The sequence below is a fragment of the Paludisphaera mucosa genome (genome assembly GCF_029589435.1).
Lineage (GTDB): Bacteria > Planctomycetota > Planctomycetia > Isosphaerales > Isosphaeraceae > Paludisphaera > Paludisphaera mucosa.
The window spans coordinates 1,045,411-1,064,532 of record NZ_JARRAG010000002.1 but is presented as its reverse complement, the minus strand read 5'-3'; the positions used below and the strand labels follow the sequence as shown (position 1 = coordinate 1,064,532).

Annotated in this window: 18 protein-coding genes; 10 read left to right on the top strand and 8 right to left on the bottom strand. The window is 70.4% G+C overall.

Annotated features, from left to right (window positions below; genetic code table 11):
* Positions 1–19: 19 nt before the first annotated feature.
* From PZE19_RS13870 to PZE19_RS13860, 3 genes are all read left to right on the top strand, one after another.
* Complete coding sequence (locus PZE19_RS13870) at positions 20–1,921, top strand: GTPase family protein (RefSeq protein WP_277861220.1); 1,902 nt, start codon at positions 20–22, stop codon at positions 1,919–1,921.
* Positions 1,922–2,019: 98 nt separating this feature from the next.
* Complete coding sequence (locus tag PZE19_RS13865; protein ID WP_277861219.1) at positions 2,020–2,547, top strand: helix-turn-helix domain-containing protein; 528 nt, start codon at positions 2,020–2,022, stop codon at positions 2,545–2,547.
* A 120-nt stretch (positions 2,548–2,667) separates the two neighbouring features.
* Entirely contained in the window at positions 2,668–4,650 is a 1,983-nt protein-coding gene (locus PZE19_RS13860; protein ID WP_277861218.1) for a primary-amine oxidase, read from the top strand.
* A gap of 13 nt (positions 4,651–4,663) precedes the next feature.
* On the opposite strand, the gene PZE19_RS13855 is transcribed toward PZE19_RS13860, so the two are convergent.
* From PZE19_RS13855 to PZE19_RS13840, 4 genes are all read right to left on the bottom strand, one after another.
* The gene (locus PZE19_RS13855) at positions 4,664–5,089 is read right to left on the bottom strand and encodes a hypothetical protein (RefSeq protein ID WP_277861217.1); all 426 of its coding nucleotides are present in this window, start codon (positions 5,087–5,089) and stop codon (positions 4,664–4,666) included.
* Between the two features lie 89 nt (positions 5,090–5,178).
* Positions 5,179–5,595, bottom strand: a complete 417-nt coding sequence (locus tag PZE19_RS13850) for a hypothetical protein (protein ID WP_277861216.1) — start codon at positions 5,593–5,595, stop codon at positions 5,179–5,181.
* A gap of 114 nt (positions 5,596–5,709) precedes the next feature.
* Positions 5,710–6,882: a DUF1559 domain-containing protein gene (locus tag PZE19_RS13845; protein WP_277861215.1), complete on the bottom strand. Its 1,173-nt coding sequence runs from the start codon at positions 6,880–6,882 to the stop codon at positions 5,710–5,712.
* Positions 6,883–7,314: 432 nt separating this feature from the next.
* The gene (locus PZE19_RS13840) at positions 7,315–8,181 is read right to left on the bottom strand and encodes a DUF1559 family PulG-like putative transporter (protein WP_277861214.1); all 867 of its coding nucleotides are present in this window, start codon (positions 8,179–8,181) and stop codon (positions 7,315–7,317) included.
* Positions 8,182–8,380: 199 nt separating this feature from the next.
* Between PZE19_RS13840 and PZE19_RS13835 the strand changes: the two genes are divergently transcribed.
* The 6 genes from PZE19_RS13835 to PZE19_RS13810 all read left to right on the top strand — a co-directional run bounded on the left by PZE19_RS13835 (position 8,381) and on the right by PZE19_RS13810 (position 12,124).
* Positions 8,381–9,571, top strand: a complete 1,191-nt coding sequence (locus PZE19_RS13835) for a peroxiredoxin family protein (protein WP_277861213.1) — start codon at positions 8,381–8,383, stop codon at positions 9,569–9,571.
* A gap of 14 nt (positions 9,572–9,585) precedes the next feature.
* Complete coding sequence (locus tag PZE19_RS13830) at positions 9,586–9,984, top strand: hypothetical protein (RefSeq protein WP_277861212.1); 399 nt, start codon at positions 9,586–9,588, stop codon at positions 9,982–9,984.
* 2 nt (positions 9,985–9,986) lie between these two features.
* A complete protein-coding gene (locus PZE19_RS13825) occupies positions 9,987–10,229 on the top strand; it encodes a hypothetical protein (RefSeq protein ID WP_277861211.1) in 243 nt (80 codons plus the stop codon).
* Between the two features lie 113 nt (positions 10,230–10,342).
* Entirely contained in the window at positions 10,343–10,693 is a 351-nt protein-coding gene (locus tag PZE19_RS13820) for a hypothetical protein (protein WP_277861210.1), read from the top strand.
* Between the two features lie 95 nt (positions 10,694–10,788).
* Positions 10,789–11,115 (top strand): hypothetical protein, encoded by a 327-nt coding sequence (locus PZE19_RS13815; RefSeq protein ID WP_277861209.1) that lies wholly within the window; start codon positions 10,789–10,791, stop codon positions 11,113–11,115.
* 70 nt (positions 11,116–11,185) lie between these two features.
* Positions 11,186–12,124, top strand: coding sequence for a DUF1559 domain-containing protein (locus tag PZE19_RS13810; protein WP_277861208.1), 939 nt, complete (start codon positions 11,186–11,188; stop codon positions 12,122–12,124).
* A 69-nt stretch (positions 12,125–12,193) separates the two neighbouring features.
* Here PZE19_RS13810 and PZE19_RS13805 read toward each other — a convergent pair whose 3' ends face one another.
* From PZE19_RS13805 to PZE19_RS13790, 4 genes are all read right to left on the bottom strand, one after another.
* Positions 12,194–13,213, bottom strand: a complete 1,020-nt coding sequence (locus tag PZE19_RS13805; RefSeq protein ID WP_277861207.1) for a hypothetical protein — start codon at positions 13,211–13,213, stop codon at positions 12,194–12,196.
* Between the two features lie 184 nt (positions 13,214–13,397).
* Entirely contained in the window at positions 13,398–14,741 is a 1,344-nt protein-coding gene (locus tag PZE19_RS13800) for a PepSY-associated TM helix domain-containing protein (RefSeq protein WP_277861206.1), read from the bottom strand.
* Positions 14,738–15,253, bottom strand: coding sequence for a hypothetical protein (locus tag PZE19_RS13795; protein WP_277861205.1), 516 nt, complete (start codon positions 15,251–15,253; stop codon positions 14,738–14,740). Before PZE19_RS13795 ends, PZE19_RS13800 begins: the two co-directional genes overlap by 4 nt.
* Positions 15,254–15,256: 3 nt before the next feature.
* The gene (locus PZE19_RS13790) at positions 15,257–16,141 is read right to left on the bottom strand and encodes a DUF1559 family PulG-like putative transporter (RefSeq protein ID WP_277861204.1); all 885 of its coding nucleotides are present in this window, start codon (positions 16,139–16,141) and stop codon (positions 15,257–15,259) included.
* Between the two features lie 396 nt (positions 16,142–16,537).
* On the opposite strand from PZE19_RS13790, the gene lon reads away from it, so the two are divergent.
* A complete protein-coding gene (gene lon / locus PZE19_RS13785) occupies positions 16,538–19,096 on the top strand; it encodes an endopeptidase La (RefSeq protein ID WP_277861203.1) in 2,559 nt (852 codons plus the stop codon).
* Positions 19,097–19,122 lie beyond the last annotated feature (26 nt).

The following is a 19,122-nucleotide window of genomic DNA, read 5'->3' as shown; positions in this document are numbered from 1 at the left end:
CGCCCCCGAGGAGACCCGCATGGCCGAGCGATTCACCAAGGCCGACTGGGAGCGCGAGCACCTGCTCGCCGGCTTCGACCGCCTGCACGACCGGCTGCTTGCCTGGGCGAAGACCGCGCCGGCGTGGCCGCCGTTCGACGAGGCCAAGGGGCTGGTGGAGCGGCTCGACGCCCGCCTGCGCGTGCCCGAGATCGACCTCGACCGCGCCCTCGTCGTCGGCTTCCTCGGGGGCTCGGGGACGGGCAAGAGCACCCTGTTCAACGCGCTCCTGGGCCGCCGGGTCAGCCGCGCGGGCAAGGAGTTCCGGCCGATGACCCGCCGCGCCGTGGTCGCCTGCCACCCCGACGTCGACCCGGCCTTCCTGGGCCTGGGCGACGACGAGCTGGAGATCCACCGCCTGAACGTCCCCCTGCTCGAACAGATGATCATGATCGACTGCCCCGACCCGGACACGCAGGATCCGGAGGACGGCGAGGGGGGGAGCCGGCACCTGGACATCCTGCGCTCGGTGCTGCCGCACTGCGACGTGATGGTCCACACGGTGACCTCGCAGAAGTACAAGTCGCACGTCGTCGGCCAGGAGGTGCGCCGCAACGCGCCGGGGCGGCAGATCCTGTTCGTCCAGACCCACGCCAGCATCGACCACGACAACCGCCCGGACCTCCGCCGCTACCTGGACACGCTCGGCCTGCGGGTGCCGGAGATCTACCGCCTGGACGCCGCCGAGGCCCAGGCGAAGCAGGACCTCGGCGAGCCCGTCGACGCCGAGTTCGCGAAGTTCCGCGACCTGCTGGAGCACGAGCTGGCCAGCCGCGCCCGCCACCGGATCCGCCGCGCGAACCTGCTCGGCCTCTACGGCTGGCTGCTCGCCGCGATCCGCGGGCCGATCGACGCCGGCCTGGAATCGGTGGCGAAACTGGAGTCGGCGATGGACCAGGAGCGGTCCCGGATGGCCGCCAAGATCGCCGCCAAGATGTCCGAGCGGATCGACGCCAACCGCCGGCTCTGGCGCTCGCGCGTGCTCCGGCAGCTGAACCAATCCTGGGGCGCGGGGCCGCTCGCGTCCCTCATCGGCCTGTGGTCGGCGGCCGGCAGCCTGGTCCGCTCGCTGATCCTGCTCCGCGCCCGGACGCCCACGCAGGCGATCCTCGCCGGCGGCTGGACGACCGTCTCGCTCGTGGGCGAGAAGTGGCGCGAGAGCCGCGCCGCCGCCGCGCTGACGGCCGAGGCCGACCTGGGCCTGACCGAGGGCGACCTCGCCCACGCGCGGACGATCCTGCAAGGCTACCTGAACGACGCCCAGGTCCGGCCCGCGCCCGGCGACGACGGCGGCGACTTCTCGGCCGAGCAGCTCGCGACGGTGGCCGTCGAGGTCTACCGCCGGCTCGACGCCGAGATCAACGAGGTCGTCGAGAAGCGCGTCGCCCGCCGCGCCGGCCGGGCCGTGCACCTGGCGTTCGAGGCGCTCTTCTGCGTCCTCCCCGCCTGGCTCGTCCTGCACATGGCCAAGAATTTCTTCTACGACCACATGATCCGGGACCGACCGCTGCTGGGCCTGGATTTCGTCTTCCAGGCCGCCTTCTGGTGCCTCTTGTGGGGGGCGGCCGTCGGCGGCCTGCTGCTGCACCGGCTGAATCGGGGCCTCGACCAGGACATGAAGGCCGTGGTCGACCGCCTGGCCCACGCCCCGCTCCTCGACGCGCTCTGCCGCGACGCCGCCGAGGCCTGCACCGCCGTCCGCGCCCACTCCGAATCCCTCGCCGCCGTCGAACGCGACCTCGCCGACCTCGAACGCCGCGTCGGCGGCGTCCTCGACCTGGGCCTCGGCGCGCTCCGCGTCGAGGCCCAGCCCGAATTACCCGCGCCGACCACCACGCCGGTGCAGGGGATCCCCATGAAGACCCCCGTCGCGGCGGGATGAGCCCGGCGGGCATGGCCGCGCATCATCGTCGGGGGCGGGTTACCATACGCAATGACGTCGAAGGCGCGAGCGGTTCCAACCGGGAGGACTCCAGGACGATGGACGGATTCGGCGACGAGTATCGATGGCTGCCCGCCGAGGGGTTGGCGACGGCCCTGGCGGCCGACGACGCCGGGGACCGCTTCATCGGCGGCGCGGTCGATCCGGAGGCCGGGACGGTGACGTTCGTGCGGGGCGACCGGAAGACGCTGATGCTCCCGCTCTCGTCCTTCAAGGCCGGCGAGGACGGCGTCGAGCCCGACTTCGGCGTGCTGGGGTTCGCCGACGAGGGCGACGCCGTCGCATTCGGCGGGTGCGAGTTCGCCGCAGACGTCGTCCTGTTCGAGGCCGACCCCGACTTCCGCCGCAGGCTCAACAAGGCCCGCCGCGAGGGCGCGCGGAGCTTCGGCGCGTCGCTCCGCCGGCTCCGCATCCAGAAGGGGCTGCGGCGGCGCGACTTCGCCCCCATCCCCGCGGAGACCATCGCGGGGCTCGAGCGGAACGTGCTGGGCCGGCCCCAGAAGAAGGTCCTCGCCAAGATCGCGGCCCGCCTGGGCGTCGAACCCGAGAGGATCGAGAACTACTGATCCCGGCCACGCCGCTCCTGTCCCAAATCCTGTCGGCCCCGGTCAAGCCGCGACGGCGTCGGGTCGGTATCTTCGTCCTGACCTGGGACGACGACGCGCGGACAGTCGAGGAGGACGGCCATGCCGGGATCGAGGATCGTGGTCGCGACGCTGATCGCGCTGGCGCTGCTGGGGCCGGCGGCGAGGACCGGGGCGCAGGCGCCCGTGGCGCAGGCCGAGGTCGCGGTGCGGCATCCGCTGGATCCGCTCGGGCCCGAGGAGATCGAGCTGGCCGTCGCGACGATCCGCGAGGCGCGAAAACTGCCGGAGGGCGTCCGGTTCGTCTCGGTTGCGCTGAACGAGCCCGAGAAGGCGAAGGTGCTGCACCCGACGCCCGGCGCGGCGGTCCCGCGCGAGGCGCGGGTGGTCCTGCTCGACAGGGCGACGGGGCGGGGCTACGAGGCGCTGGTCGACCTCTCGGCGCGGTCGGTGCCGAGGTACGAGGCGCTGCCGGAGGGCGTCCAGCCGCCGGTCCTGCTCGAAGAGTTCGGCGAGTGCGAGGAGACGGCCAAGAAGTCGCCGGCGTTCCGCGAGGCCCTCAAAAAGCGCGGGATCGAGGACATGAGCCTGGTCATGGTCGACGCCTGGTCGGCCGGCCATTACGGCGGCGAGCCGCCCGAGGATCGGGGGCGTCGGTACGTCCGCGCGCTGACGTGGGTCAAGGCGTCGGCGACCGACAACGGCTATGCGCACCCGGTCGAGGGCCTGATGACGATCATCGACCTCAACCGCAAGGAGGTCGTGCGGGTCGAGGACCTGGGCGTCGTGCCGGTGCCCGCCGGGCCGGGCAACTGGGGCCGGGCGGACGTGGCGAAGGTCCGCGCCGACCTGAAGCCGCTGGAGGTCGTCCAGGCCGACGGGCCGAGCTTCGAGGTCCGCGGGCGGGAAGTCCGCTGGCAGAAGTGGACCTTCCGGGTCGGCTTCACCCCGCGCGAGGGGCTGGTGCTCCACACCGTCGCGTACGACGGACGGCCGGTGCTCTACCGCGGGTCGATCGCCGAGATGGTGGTGCCGTACGGCGACCCCAAGGAGTCGGCCTATCGCAAGAACGTGTTCGACCTGGGCGAGTACGGCGTCGGGATCCTGGCCAACTCGCTGGCCCTGGGCTGCGACTGCCTGGGGACCATCCGCTACTTCGACGGCTGCTTCGCCGACAACCACGGCCGGCCCGTCGTCATCAAGAACGCCGTCTGCCTGCACGAGGAGGACGTCGGCCTGCTCTGGAAGCACACCGACTGGCGCACGGCGCAGTCGGAGGTCCGCCGGGCGCGGCGGCTGGCGGTGTCGATGATCGCCAACGTCGGCAACTACGACTACGGCTTCTACTGGTACTTCCACCAGGACGGCTCGATCCAGATGGAGATGAAGCTCACCGGGATCGTCAACACCCAGGCGCTGAAGCCTGGCGAGACGCCGAAGCACGGCACCGAGGTCGCCCCTCGCCTGAACGCGCCCAATCATCAACATTTCTTCAACGCCCGGCTCGACCTGGACGTCGACGGCGAGGCCAACGCCGCGCAGGAGGTGAACGTCCGGAGCGACCCCGAGGGCCCCGAGAACCCGCACGGCAACGCCTTCTACGCCGAGACGACGGCGCTGGAGACGGAGTCGGCGGCGCGGCGCGACGCCGACCCGGCGTCGGCCCGATTCTGGCGGGTCGTGAACGCATCGAAGACGAACGCGCTGGGCGGCCCGGTCGGCTACCGGCTCTGCCCCGGCGAGACCCTGCGGCCGTTCGCGCGGCCGTCGTTCGCCGTGCTCAAGCGCGCCCAGTTCCTGACCCACAACCTGTGGGTGACGCCCTACCGCGCCGACGAACGCTACCCGGCGGGCGAGTACCCGAACCAGAACCCGGAGGACGCGGGCCTCGGCGCCTGGACGAAGGCCGACCGCGGCCTGGCGAAGGCCGACGTCGTGCTCTGGTACAACTTCGGCCAGACGCACATCCCGCGCGTCGAGGACTGGCCGGTGATGCCGTCGGCCTCGGTGGGCTTCGCCCTCAAGCCCGACGGCTTCTTCGACGCCAACCCCGCGCTCGACGTCGCGCCGACGGCCCTTCGCTAGGCGACGGGCCGGCTCACGCGAAGTCGTCGAGGGGCTTCGGCTTGGACGCGGCGTCGTGACGACGGCCCCGCCAGGACGACCAGATGCCCAGCAGCATGGGGCTGGCCACGACGAGCAGGAGCCCGGCGAAGCCCGCGTGGCCGCTCGCCAGCAGGATGCCGAACGGGGCCAGGCTCACCACGAAGGCGGTCGCGGCGACGAACCAGTCCGGGATGGGGCGGCCGGACCAGAGTATCCTCCCGAGCCATGCGGACATCCAGACGAACGGCATGACTATCGTCATGACCAGGATGACGCTCCAGTCGCCCTTGACCAGGCCCGTCAACACCACGGCCGCAGCGGGCAGGCCCATGACGGCGGCCAGCAGGAACAGGAACGCGGCCAGGATCCGCGGCAGGGCCAGGTCCATTCGGGCGTCGCTCGCATTCGGGGAAATCATCGTCGGGTCGTCCTCCGCTCGTGGGTTCGCACCTTCGGGTCGATTCTTGAGGACGGCCCCGAATTCTCCGGCGGAGGCGATCCGGAGGGTCAGCGGATCCCCAGGGGGATGTTCCGGGGCTGGTTGTCGATCTCGACGGCGAGGACGCCGTCGAGGCCCCCCTTGGGGAAGATCGGCGGGCCGGGCGGCGTGACGAGGGCTTCGCCGTCGACTTGCAGCTCGATCTTCTTCTTGCCGACGGCCAGGGTCGCGGCCTTCGGGGCGGGCGACATCGGAGTCTCCATGTCCTTGAGGAAGTAGAAGGCCCCTTCCTTCTCGACGGGCGCCCGCGGCGAGGCGGCCTCCGTCTTGACGACTTCCAAAAAGCCGCCGCCGGGGAGCGGGATCACGCTCCCCTTGTGCGGGGCGGGCGTGCCCGGATCGTCCGTCGACGGGGCCCCGGATCCGCAGCCCGGGGTCGCGGCGAGGCCCAGGCAGACCAGGCAGCCGGCGATGAACCTTGTCATGTCGGATCTCTTCCTCGTCGCCCCTCGAAGGCCGGGACGAAAGCGGCGGCGGGACCGCGCCGGGGCGCGGTCCCGCCGAGATTCACGCGGGGGAGGGACGCTCGAGCCCGTGGATCAATACCCGTCGGCGCTGACGACCTCGCCGCCGGCCCGGGTGGCCAGCTGCTGATAGACGCCCAGCTGGGCGGGCGTGCCGGTCGAACCCACGTGGGTCAGGTAGTTGCCCGCCTTGGCGCTGCCGTTGGTCCCCTTGGGGGACGTGCCGTAGGTCGTGTTGTCGGGCAGCGAATCGCCGTAGCTCGTGGCGTTCTGCTGGCTGAAGCTCCAGCTGCTGACGCTGCTCTTGATGAACCGGACCGAGCCGTCGCAGAAGGCGAAGTTGGCCCCGCCCGGGTGCATGCTGCCGGCGGTCGTGGGGTAGTAGTACGAGGTGCTCTTGATCGCCTGGTTGTTGCCGAAGCCGAAGTTGATCGGGTAGAGGGCGGCGAAGAGGGTGTCGTACCAGCGGGCCGAGTTCCAGGCTCCGTCGGAGATCGCGTAGCCGGGGTCGATCTTGAAGAGCTGGTTCTTGCTGTGCTCGCCGAAGAGGAACGTGTTGCTCGTCCCGTCGGTGATCCCCGCGATCCGGACGCTGCTGTCGTTGTAGATGACGCCGTTGTAGTAGCCGAGGATCGAGGAGTCCATCAGCTTGGTGAAGCCGAAGGTCCACGTCCCCGCGTTGCCTCCGTAGCTCGTGAAGGCCTGCATCCAGGTCCCCGGGGGGAGCGGGTAGACCGCGCTCGGGGAGCCCGCCGTGTCGATGTAGTTGAAGCTCCAGCCGGGCGAGGTGGGGGGCGTCGAGGCCCGCGTGGCGGGGAGCGGGATCGTCTCGTTCTGGGTGTCGCTCGGGCAGATCAGCGAGCTGACCCGCACGCCGGCGATCGTCAGGTTGGCGACGTCCGAGGAGCAGAGGTTGAGGTTCAGCGAGGCGTACATGGCGCCCTGCTCGAAATAGGGGAGCATGCGCACGAAGCAGCTGAAATTCTCGGGGTAGGTCGACCAACGGGGCGGGACGTTCGGGTCGGCGCCCGAGTACGATCCGCCGGGGAAGCAGCCGTTGGTGCTCTCGTAGTTGTTCGCCGCCAGGGCGATCTGCTTGAGGTTGTTGGTGCACTGGGCGCGACGGGCCGCCTCGCGGGCCGACTGCACGGCGGGCAACAGCAGGGCGATCAGGACCGCGATGATCGCGATGACCACCAGCAGCTCGATCAGCGTGAATCCTCGATCGCGACGCGATGCGGCATTCATGAGACTGAGAACTCCGAATCCCGGGCGGAGAAGCGCGATCCCGATCGATCGTCGCCCGTCGGCTCCGGTCCTTGTGGTTGTGACGTCGTAAGCGGCGATGAGCACGGGCGGGGGGGTGGCCGACGGGCTGGAAAGCCTCGACCTTCAGGCGGTCGGAGCGCCTCGCCGGACGGCGAAATCGTCCTTCAGCCCATCCTATAGTCGGACCGCACGCTTATTGAAGAATATTTCATGAATTTTCGGTTATATGCAGACCGATGTGATCCCCGCCTCGCGGCCGAGGAAACGCGTGGCGCGGGGGAGGTCGAACGCGCGACGAGCATGGACCTGCGCAGGGCGACCGCGAAGGTCGCGCCGACGCGATCCCATAAAGATCTGCGACGAGATGGATGGGCGTGGGACCGGCGATGCGGGCGGACGGCGGCGACCCGCTCAGTAGGCGTCGGCCCCGACGACCTCGCCCCCCGCGCGGCTGGAGAGGGCCTGGTAGACGCCCAGGTCGATCGACGACTTGAGGAACCGGACCGATCCGTCGGCCAGCAGCGCGTTGATCCCGCCGGGGTGGCGGCAGGCGGCGTCCTGGTCGTTCATGTCGCGGGCGTTGGGGGCGTGGCTCGACTGGAAGAGTGTCGTGTGGGCGTGGTCGTCGTCCGGATCCTCCTTCACCGCGCCGATCCACACGGTCTCGGCGTCGAAGTGGTCGTGCGAGCCGATCTCGACCGCGAACGTCCCGTTGTGCCGCTCGGAGCCGGCGAGGGTCGTCGAGAGGCCGTCAGGCACCTCGGCGAACCGGACGCCGCCGTTGCGCTGGAACAGGCCGCGGCGATCGGTCGGGTCGAGGTCCATGTTCCCGGGGCCGAACGACGCCACATAGCTCGATTTCGCATATCGAAAACCGTCCCGCTCCAGGAACCGCCCCGGCGACGTCTCGTCGGACGGGCAGAGGAAGAAGCCGATCGGCGTCGTCGACGTCGTGGCGTTGACCGCATTCCAGAGCGGCAGGCCGAAGTTGGCCGAGTCGAACAGGGTCCGCTGCTCGACCCCCGGCAGGATCATCGCCCCCCAGCCGAACCCGCCCCGCACGTACCCCGGCGCGAAGACGTACCCCATCGGCAGCCGGCCGTGCGCGTCGTGATACCCATGGAACGCCAGGCCGATCTGCTTCAGGTTGTTCGTGCACGAAATCCGCCGCGCCGCCTCCCGCGCCGACTGCACCGCCGGCAGCAAGAGAGCGATCAGGACGGCGATGATCGCGATCACCACCAGCAGCTCGATCAGCGTGAAGGCGCGACGTCTCATCAATTCAACCTTATCGGTGGGAGGTCCGATCGGTATCACGAAATCCTCATTGGTAATACGAAACCCTCCGGGTCGAGGCAAGGTTCCAGCGGATTGCTGGCGGAATTCTCAAGCCGAACCATCATTGACAAATGTCGTCGCACATCTGTAGTTTCCAGGCATGTCGGCCCGGAGTTCGACGCGGAGAGGGGAGGGACCGATGATGCGACCGACGGCGTGGGCGGTGTTCGCGGTGGGGGCGATCGTGGGGACGGCCCTGTGCCGCGCCGAGGATCCTTCCGAGTTGGCGACGCGGCTGGAGGTCGTGTCGAAGCGGCACGAGGGGGCCCGCGAGCGGTATCACGCCGAGCTGGCCGGGCAGACGACGGAGGAGCGGCAGAAGCCGGCGATCGACCGATATCGGGGCGAGGTCCGCGCGAGCACGCTGGAGATCCTGGAAGCGGTGCGGGCCGCGCCGCGCGACCCGGCCGTCGTCTCGGCCCTGCAATTCGTGATCGACACGGCGCGGACGGGTCCGGGCGACGAATCGCGACAGGCGCTGGAGATCCTCATGGACCACGCGGCCGACCCGGGGATGGGCGTGTTGTGCGGCCGGATCTTCTACTTCGCGGTCGAGCCGGCCGCCGAAGAGCTGATCCGGGCCGTGCTCCGGCGGGCCCCCCGGCGCGAGGACCGGGGGCGTGCGTGCGCCGTCCTGGCCGACTATCTGCGCCACCAGGCGCGGATGGTCCGTCGCGTCCGCGAGGAGCCGTCGCGGCTGGGCCGTTACGTCGACGACGCCCGGCGCGAGGTCGCGCTGAAGCTCATCGAGCGAACCGACCCCGAGTCCCGGGATCGCGAGGTGGAGGGGCTGCTCGAACGGGTGATCGCGGAGTTCGCCGACCTGAAGTGGGACGGCGACGCCCGGACGCTCGGCTCGATCGCCGAGGGGGAGCTGTTCGCCATGCGGAACCTGGCGGTCGGCAAGGTCGCACCGGAGATCGTCGGCGAGGACCACGAGGGGCGGACGTTTCGCCTGAGCGACTTCCGGGGCAAGGTCGTGCTCCTGACGTTCTCAGGGAACTGGTGCGGGCCGTGCGTCGCCTACTACCCGCAGGAACGGGCGCTCATCGAGCGGCTCAAGAGCGGCGCGTTCGCCGCCGTGAGCGTGAATACGGACCAGAAGGTCGAGACGCTCCGAGAAGCCGTCGCCCGGCGAGACGTCACCTGGCGCTGCTGGTGGGACGGGCCGGACGGGACCTCAGGGCCGATCACGACGCGATGGGGCGTCTCGTCGTTCCCCTCCGCCTTCGTCCTCGACGAGGCGGGCGTCATCCGCTTCAAGGACGTCCGGGGCGAGGAGATCGACCGCGCCGTGGATTCGCTGCTGGCCGAGGCCGAGAAGCGCTGAGCGGGGGCGGGGACGTGGCGGATTCCAGGAAGACGAAGGGCGGGGCCGGGCCGCCGGAGGGGAGCGGCCTGGGCCGGGCGATGTGGGCGATCGCCGTGGTCGCGGTCGGGCTGGCCCTGGCGAGGGGCATGGAGCCGATGGTCCTCGGGGCTTACGGGCCGTTGCTGGCGTTGATGCTCTGGCTGCTCTACGAGGCGGTGATCCGCCGGCGCAGGCTGGAGGGGTTCCACTACGCCACGGCGATCGTCACGGCGCCGGCCGCGGGATTCCTGGCGCGGCAGGTCGCGATGGGGCGGTTCCGGCCGCTCGGCCCGGCCGTCCGGTTCGGGCGGTGGGCCGCCGGCGACCTGGGGAGGCATCCTCGGTTCTCGTGGATCGTGGAGGCCGCGGAGTTCGGGGCGGGGGGCTCCTGAGCGTGCTGCTGGGGCTCGCGACGGGATCGTCCGTGCGCAGGCTGGAGCGGGCGCGGGGGTGGGACCTGGTCCCGTTCTTTCGCGGGGCCGTCGTCGGCGCATTCCTCTCGATCCCCCTGCTGATCCTCCTCTTCGACATGGACCTGCCACCGGGCCGGCCGACTTACCATGACCGCCTCGCGCGGCTTGCGGTCCTGGCGGCCGGATTCCTGGCCGGCGGATTCGTCGGGGCCGCGCGGACGTAGCCGGTCCGGCGCTCAGGCGCACCAGGGGCGGTCGCGTTACTTGGGTCCGGATCTCTGGACGACGGCCCCGTCGGCGTAGACCCTCGTCGCGACGCGGCGATAGCATGGGCGGCATGGACGAGCCAGGATCGACGATCGACGACGGATCTCGCGGGGTTGGGGAGGGGCCCGGGAGGGCTCGCAGGGCCATCCCGCACGAGGAGGTCGGGCGGTGGGCTCTCGTCTGCGTCCTGTCCAGCCTGCTCTGCGCAGGGATCGTCGTCGCCTTCCATGAGGCCCGCTGGGTCCGCGGGGTCGTCGGCTCTCTGGGGTTCAACGCCGGGGCGTGGGGGCTCGGCGTCGCCTTCTGGTGCAGCGTCCGCCTCCGCGATCGCCTCTGTTACCTCGCCGCGGCCCTCTCGGTCCCGAACGTCGTCGCCTGGGCGTACGTGCTCGACCGCGTCATCCACGACTGGCGGCCCTGAGCCCGGCGCGCGCAGCGGGCGTCGGCGGCGATCCGTAGGTCCCAACCTGGAGTGGAACGATGGCGCGACGGCGTCGGCCTGGTAGGATGACCCCCATGCGCCGACTCGCGTCGATCCTCTGCATCCTCCTGATCCTGCTCTGCCCGTTCGTCTGCATGACGACGACGGCCGCGGAGGAGGCGGGCCTCGACCGCGATTGCGACGAGGTCTGCGAGGTGATCGCGGTCGGCGCCGTCGTGGGCCGTCTCGACGGCGACGCGGCGGCCCAGAACCCGTCGACCTGGCTCGACGTCCTGCCGTCGCCTTTCCTCCTCGCCTCGCCCGCCCGCCCGTCGTCCTTCGCGATCGTCGAAGGCGGCTCCGCGAGGCCGCCTTCGACGGCGATGCGGCGTCAGGCGCTGCTGCAGACCTTCCTGTTCTGAGGGCGGTCCGGACCCCACCGGATCTTCGTCTCGCGACGCGCCCTCACATTTCCAGAACAGGAGTCCCCTCATGCGCACACCGATCGCGCCGCGGCCGGCCCGCGGCTTCACGCTCATCGAATTGCTCGTCGTCATCGCGGTCATCGCCGTGCTGATCGCCCTGCTGCTGCCCGCGGTGCAGGCCGCCCGCCAGGCGGCCCGGCGGATGCAATGCTCGAACAACCTGCACCAGCTCGGGCTGGCGGCGCACAATTACCACGGCAGGTGCGACACGTTCCCGCCCGCCTTCTCGACCGTCGTCGTCGCCGATCGCGAGGAGCCGGAGACCGGCCCGGGATGGGGCTGGGGGTCGATGCTCCTGAACGACCTGGAGCAGCGGAACGCCTACAACGCGATGAACTTCTCGCTCCAGATCACGGATCCCGGATCCCGGACGGCGCGCACGTCGGTGCTTTCGGTGTTCCTCTGCCCGAGCAACGTCGGCGAGGGTCCCCTCGTCGCGAGCACCCGGGCCGGGGACGTCGCCGCCGGCGACCTCTCGGCGGGGCAGTACGTGGCGTCGGCCGGGCAGTTGGAGCCCGACGAGTTCCCCGACTCGAACAATGGCGTGTTCTACCGCAACAGCCGGATCGGCGTGCGCGACGTCACCGACGGGTCGAGCATGACCCTAATGGCCGGCGAGCGCTCGCGCAACGTGGCCGACGCCACGTGGGTCGGGGCCGTCCCCGCCTGGCGGCTCTGCACCAACCCCCGCTGGCCGATCCGGGAATGCGGGCCGTCGAGCACGATGGTGCTGAGCCACACGGGCTCCGCGGCCACCGGCTCCATCTACGTGCCCAACTCGAAGGTCTCGATGGTCGACGACTACTGGAGCCTGCACCCGGGGGGCTGCAATTTCCTCTTCTGCGACGGTTCGGTCCGATTCATCAAGGAATCGGTGAACCCCACCGTCTTCAGCAACCTTTCGACCCGCGCCGGGGGCGAAGTCGTCGGTTCCGACCAATTCTAGGGCGGCCGAGGGGCGGGGCTCACGGCTCCGCCCCCTCGGCGGGCGCTCAGGCTCACCAGGGGCGGTCGCTCAGGCGCACCAGGGGCGGTCGCGCTTCTGGGTCCGCTTGAGCGCCTTCACCGCGATGGCGACGTCGTCGGCCACCTGGAAGTCGAACATGCCGGCGATGATGAAGTCGGCCCCGTTGGCGAAGGCGTACTGGAAGCCGACCTGGGGCGTCAGCGCGCCGGCGGCCATGACCTTGAAGGCGATCCAGGGCTTGCCCGTCGCCCGCATCACCTCGATGGTGCGGGGCGGGTTCGCGCAGAAGATGTTGTCGTGATACTTGTCGTGGTCCTCGCTGTAGTCGCGATACCAGCACCACTCGTCGCGGGCCTCGGGCGGCGAGGCCGACCAGTACGTGTCGGGGTGGAACGTCTTGACGTAGTAGTCGGGGTTGAAGCCCTGCTTCTCGCTGGCGATCGTGGTCTCCAGCGAGTGGCTGCCGACCCCGGCCGGGACGCCGGCCGCCTTGATCATCTCGACGATCTTGGCGACCGTGTCGAACTTGCCGTTCATGATGCAACGGTCGGTGAACATGCCGTGCGTGTAGAGCGCGCTCACGCCCCGGCCGACCATCTCCTGGATCTGGTCCTTCACCTTGGCCAGGTCGTCGAAGTCGGCGTCCACGCAGAGGATGGCCTGCATGCGGCCGCCGTGCTCCTTGTTGTATTTCTCGATGTACGGGTAGCAGCCCGTGTTGAACTGCACCGTGTTGACGCCGCTCTTCTCGGCGAGGGCCAGGGTCTCGAAGATCTTGGCGTCGGTGTTGTACTCGCGGAGCAGGCGCGAGACGTAGAGCAGGTCGCGGCTGTGGGCGAAGCCGCCCACGAGGTTGCCGCCCATGATGAGCCGGCTGATCGCCAGCTTGCCGATCTTGCCGTGGGGCAGGGGGTCGCCCTGGTAGACCGGGTGCTCCGGCGCCTCCGCCTTGCCGTCCTCGACGGCGGCGCCCAGGATCTTCTCCTCGCGACTCAGCAGCGCGCCGGCGCCGGCCGTGCCCAGGAGGGCCGTGTTGAGAAAACGCCGCCGATCGGTTCGGTCGGCCATGGTTGTGCCTTCATGAATGAAGTAGGTGGGGGCGGGCTCGCGGCGTGATCGCGCGTCGCACGGGCCCGCAGTCTGGACCATAGCACTCGGCCGACCGTCGAACAAGGCGGAACCGATGGGTCGGAGGGGGAGTCGAGCCCGGTTTGAGGATCGGCGAAACGTGACCACGCCGGGGTCCGACCGGTCACGCGGCGCGGGCGAGCCCGACGAGCCGCTCCCCGAGCACGATCAGGACCATGCTCAGGCCCACGACGGGCAGGGCGATCGCCATCACGACGATCGCGACGAGCAGACCGCGCGGGACGTCCCTCTCGGGCCGGCGGGGGAACCCGGAGCCGCCGCGGGGACGACGCTTCAGCCACATCCAGACGCCCGTCGCCGGCAGGGCGCAGAGGACCAGGCACGTCAGGAACCAGAGGACCTTGGTCGCCGGCCCCAGGACGCTGCCGACGTGCAGCGGGTAGGCCCAGCCGTGCCACCAGTAGCGTTCGTCCTCGGCCAGCGTCGCGTGCGAGAGCAAGCCGCCGTCGAGTCGATCGAGCCGGAAGCGGGCCGACACGTAGGGGCCGTAGCTCTTGTTGTAGTCGTTGGCGGCCTGCACCTCCCAGCCGCGATCGGCCTCGCCGCCGAGCGTGAAGGCGAGGCTCCGGCCCGGATAGCGGGCGCGGGCCAGGACCTCGATCTGGTCGAGCGTCAGGGCGGGCCGCGAGGGATCCGACGGCGGGGTCGCGGCCGTTTCGGCGACGGGCCGGCGGCCCCGGTCGCGCGTGAGCAGATGGAAGGCCTCGCTCCAGACGAGCGTGTAGAAGAGGCCCGTGACGACGATCACCAGCGCCGGCGCGAGCATGTAGACGCCGCCGACGGCGTGCAGGTCGCGGAGGATCGTGTAGGGCTTCGCCCGCCATCGCGGACGCCAGACGCCCGCCGCCTGGCCGAGCTTCCGGGGCCACCAGAGATACAACCCGGTCGCCAGCAGGACGATCGTCCAGCCGACCGACAGCTCGACGACGAGGCGGCCGACGCTCCCGAGGAAGAGCTGGCGATGGATGGACAGCACGACGTCGAAGAACGCCGCCAGGCCGTCGACCTGCGCCGGGTCGGTCGAGCCCAGCACCCGGCCGCGATACGGGTCGACGTAGGCGACGGGCCCCTTGCCGAACCGGACGATCGCCGCGCGGTCGGCATCGGCCGGCAGCTCCAGGGCGGAAGGCTTCATCCCCGGGTGAGCTGACTGCGCGGCGTCGACGATCGCCCGGGCTCCAAGCCGCGAGTCGCCCGGCGCGACGAAGCGGAGCCGGGCGTGGGCGTAGTCCTCGATCTCCGCCCGGAAGACGTACGCCGCGCCCGTGGCCGCCACGACGAACAGGATCGGCGCGACGAAGAGGCCGGCGTAGAAGTGCCAGCGCCAGACGACTCGGTGCAGGCTCGCCGAAGCGGGCCGACGCGCGGCCGCCAGGCCGGGTTTCCTGGGGCCCTTCGCGTCGAGCAGGGTCGCGTCCGGCCCATCGGCCGGCTCGGCGCGCCTCAACGCTTGGCCCTTCGCGGCCTGGCCGTCGCGGTCGGCGGGGTCAGGCCGGTCGCCGGCTCGGCGAACTTCGTCTCCGTCTTCCTGTCGACGTCGACGTTCGTCAGCTCGACGGCCGGCAGGACGTTTTCGCCCTGCTTGATCGTGACGTTCCACGGCGACCTGTCCGGGCTCGAATACTTCGACCTGAGCCGGTCGACCAGGGAAGGTCGCGAGGCGTCGGGCGGCCAGGTGAGCGTGAGCTTGTAGTCGCCCGCCGGAGCGCCGGGCTCGCCGTCGTAGGTCGACAGGACGAACGAGCCGTCGTCGCCGACCAGCCCCCAGGGCCGCGACCGGCGGGCGTCGCCGCCCCCTCCGCCGGTCGGGTGGAGCTGCACGATCGCCCCCGCCGGCGCCTCGCCGTTGATCGAGACCCGGCCGGACGCCGGATAGGTGTCCGCCTGCCAGTCCTCGCGGCAGCCGGCGAACGCCAGGCACGCCGCGAGGGCGCAGGCGCCTTGAAGTCGTGTGATCATCGCTCAGTACTCCCCGACGATCTCGCCGCCGTCGCGGGAGGTCAGGCCGCTGAGCACCTCGACGGGCGTCTGTTCCTTCACGAACCGGACCGAGCCGTCGCCCATCCCGGCATTGATCCCGCCGGCGTGGAAGGCGAAGGGGGCCCCGTACCAGTTGCTGACGTTGATGACCGAGGAGCCGGCGAACCAGACGATCTTCGGCGGCCCGCCGGCGGTGTCGAGGGTCACCACGACCGGGGTCATCCAGCCGGCGGAGATCCCCGCCCAGGGCTCGATGTCCGTCCCCCAGGGGGCCGACCCGAAGTAGTCCCAGGGGGGCGTCGTCGGGTTCTTGGCCCGATACACGTACCAGTTCGCCCGGCCCGCGGACTCGTACTGCATGATCGTGTTCGACAGGCCGTCGGTCGTCGAGGCGAAGGTGCCGCACGTCCCCCACTCGAACATGGCCTTGCTGTGCTCCCAGTCCATCGCGTTGCGCAGGGGGACGTAGTCGGCCGTGGCGAATCCGCTCGCCGGCTTCTGGGCCCCGTCGGGGTTGGAAGGGCAGATGTAGGCCGCGATCGGGGTCCCCGAGACGGTGGTGTTGGCGACCGCGTTCCAGGGCAAGACGCTGTTGTAGGCGTTGAAGAGGTTGGCCTGCTCGAAGAACGGCAGGGCCGCCGTATAGGGCCCGGCCGCCCCGACGAGGTTGACCCCCGGCAGACAATTGTTGACGTCGTGATAGTTGTGCATCGCCAGCCCGAGCTGCTTCAGGTTGTTCACGCATTGGATCCGGCGGGCGGCCTCCCGCGCCGACTGCACGGCGGGCAGCAAGAGGGCGATCAGGACCGCGATGATCGCGATCACGACCAGAAGCTCGATCAGGGTGAAGGCGCGACGCCGGTTCATATCAGAGGCCTTTCGAGGACGTCCAGGGTCCGGCCGCCGCGAGGGGCTCCAGGACTGAAACAATGGGAGCCGCGACGGGGCGGTCGTCGACACATGGACAGTAAATTGTGATTAGGACTCAGTCTCAATCGATCTTCCATGAATTTCACCACGAAGATCGAGCGGCGTCAATGACCCCGAGCCTCTTCAGAGATCGCCGAATCGAGGCGAAGTTCATTTCCCAGCTTCGCTGGAACCGGCCGCGGGACGCACCACGTCGAGCGTGAATGCTTGAACAGGAACCGGTGTCGTGGATTTCCGCACACTTGACGCCGTCCGGACGTACACCTACTAGATTACTAGGGAAGAGCGAGTGCAAGAGAAGCGAAGCGACAGGGGATGTGAGGAGGCGCGAGGATGGCCGAACGACAGACGTTGCCGGTGCTGCCCTTGCGGGGCACCGTGATGTATCCCGGGCTGACGGTCCCGATCGGGGTCGGCCGGCCGGGGACGTTGCATGCGATCGAGGCGGCGCTGAAGGGGAACCGCGAGGTCTTCGCGGTCGCCCAGCGCGAGAACGTGGACGAGCCGACGACGGACCAGCTCTTCACGATGGGCGTGGTCGGCAAGATCGGCCAGGTCCAGCGCGGGCTGGGGGGCGTGCAGCTCCTGCTCCAGGGCGAGCACCGCGCGGCGGTGCTGAACTACCACGAGGGCGAAGACTACCTGACGGCCGACGTCATGCCGATCGCCGAGGTGCCGCCGCTCGACGAGAAGGACGCGGCGTTCGCCGCGCTCTACAAGGAGACCCGGGAACGGGCGATGGAGCTGGGCGAGCGCCGGGGCCTGCCCGACGAGGTCCTGCACCAGGTGCTCGACTCCGTGACCGAGCCCGGCCGGTTCGCCGACCTGGTCGCGGGGTACGTCGAGCTGCCCGTGGCCGACAAGCAGCTCTTGCTGGAGACGATGGGGGTGGAGGAGCGGCTGCGGCGGGTCCTGATCCAGGTCCAGCGCCAGATCGGGATGCTCGCGGCCCAGGCCGAGATCAAGTCGCAGGTGCAGGAGGAGCTGGGCGAGCGCCAGCGCGAGATGTTCCTGCGCGAGCAGCTCAAGGCGATCCAGAAGGAGCTGGGCGACGACGACCAGTCGCGCGAGCTGACCGAGCTGCGCGCCAAGCTCGACAAGCTGGAGCTGCCCCGCGAGGCCCGCGTGGAGGTCGAGCGCGAGCTGGGCCGGCTGGAGCGGTCGGGGCGCGAGTCGATGGAGGCGCAGGTCATCCGCACCTACCTGGAGTGGATCGCCGAGCTGCCCTGGAACACCCGGTCCGACGACGACCTGGACCTGAAGCACGCCACCGAGGTGCTCGACGAGGACCACTACGGCCTCGAAGACGTCAAGGACCGCGTGCTCGAGTTCCTGGCCGTGCGCCAGCTCCGCGCCCGCAAGATGGCCGAGGAGGTCGAGACGGCCGGCGAGTGCGCGGCGTCGAAGCTGAAGGACGCCCGGGAGACGGTCACGCCGTCGCTCGCCGGCCCCAAGCCCGACGACGACCGCGCGATCACCGACGGCAAGGAGGCGAAGGCCAAGGCGATGGCCCGGGGCCCGATCCTGCTGTTCGTCGGCCCGCCGGGCGTGGGCAAGACGTCGATCGCCAAGTCGATCGCCCGGGCCCTGGGGCGGAAGTACATCCGCGCCGCGCTGGGCGGCATCCGCGACGAGGCCGACATCCGCGGCCATCGCCGGACCTACGTCGGCGCCATGCCCGGCCGGATCGTCTCGGGCCTCAAGCAGGCCGGGACCAGGAACCCCGTCTTCCTGCTCGACGAGGTCGACAAGCTGGGCGTCTCGTTCCAGGGCGACCCGGCCAGCGCGCTCCTGGAGGTCCTCGACCCGGCGCAGAACGACACGTTCACGGACAACTACCTGAACGTCCCGTTCGACCTGAGCGAGGTCCTCTTCGTGGCGACGGCGAACTTCATCCAGAACATCCCCGGGCCGCTCCTGGACCGGATGGAGATCGTGGACTTCGCCGGCTACACCGAGCGCGAGAAGGCCGAGATCGCCAAGACGTACCTGATCCCGCGTCAGCTCGAAGAGTCGGGCCTGTCGAAGGCCGAGGTGACGTTCACCGACGAGGCCGTCGCGGCCGTCGTGAGCGAGTACACCCGCGAGAGCGGCGTGCGCCAGCTCGAACGCCAGATCGGCGCCGTGACCCGCAAGGTGGCGAGGAAGCTCGCGGCGGGGCAGGCGGTCGACCCGACGATCGGCCCCGACGACGTCCACGACCTGCTGGGCCGGCCCAAGGTCCACCCCGAGCACGCGGGCGAAGGCCCCGAGGTCGGCGTGGCGACCGGCATGTACTACACCCCGGCCGGCGGCGACATCATGTTCGTCGAGGCCGCCGTGCGCCGGCTCCAGGGGGGCCGCAAGCCCGACGAGGACGGCGACCAGTACGCCGGCCCCGGCAGCGTCTCCTTGATCCTCACCGGCCAGCTCGGCGACGTCATGAAGGAATCGGCGCGGGCCGCCGTGACCTACGCGACGGCCAACGCGCGGATCCTGAAGATCCCCGACGACCGCCTGGGCTCGATCGAACTGCACATCCACGTGCCGGCGGGCGCGATCCCCAAGGACGGCCCCTCGGCGGGCGTGGCGATGGCCTCGGCCATCGTCTCGGCCCTCACCAACCGGCCCGTCCGCAGCGACGTCGCCATGACCGGCGAGGTCACCCTGCGGGGCCGCGTCCTCCCCATCGGCGGGGTCAAGGAGAAGGTCCTCGGCGCCCACCGCGCCGGGATCCGCGAGATCATCCTGCCCAAGAAGAACGAGGCCGACCTCGACGACATCCCCGCCGACGTCCGCGAGGCCCTGGTCTTCCACTGCGTCTCCAACCTCGACGAGGCCTTCGCCGTCGCCCTCGAGCCGGCGAAAGGCCGCATCGCCGCCGAGCCGCCGATCCTCGAACCGGTGGGCTGAACAAACGCGGATATGAGCAAGGCCGG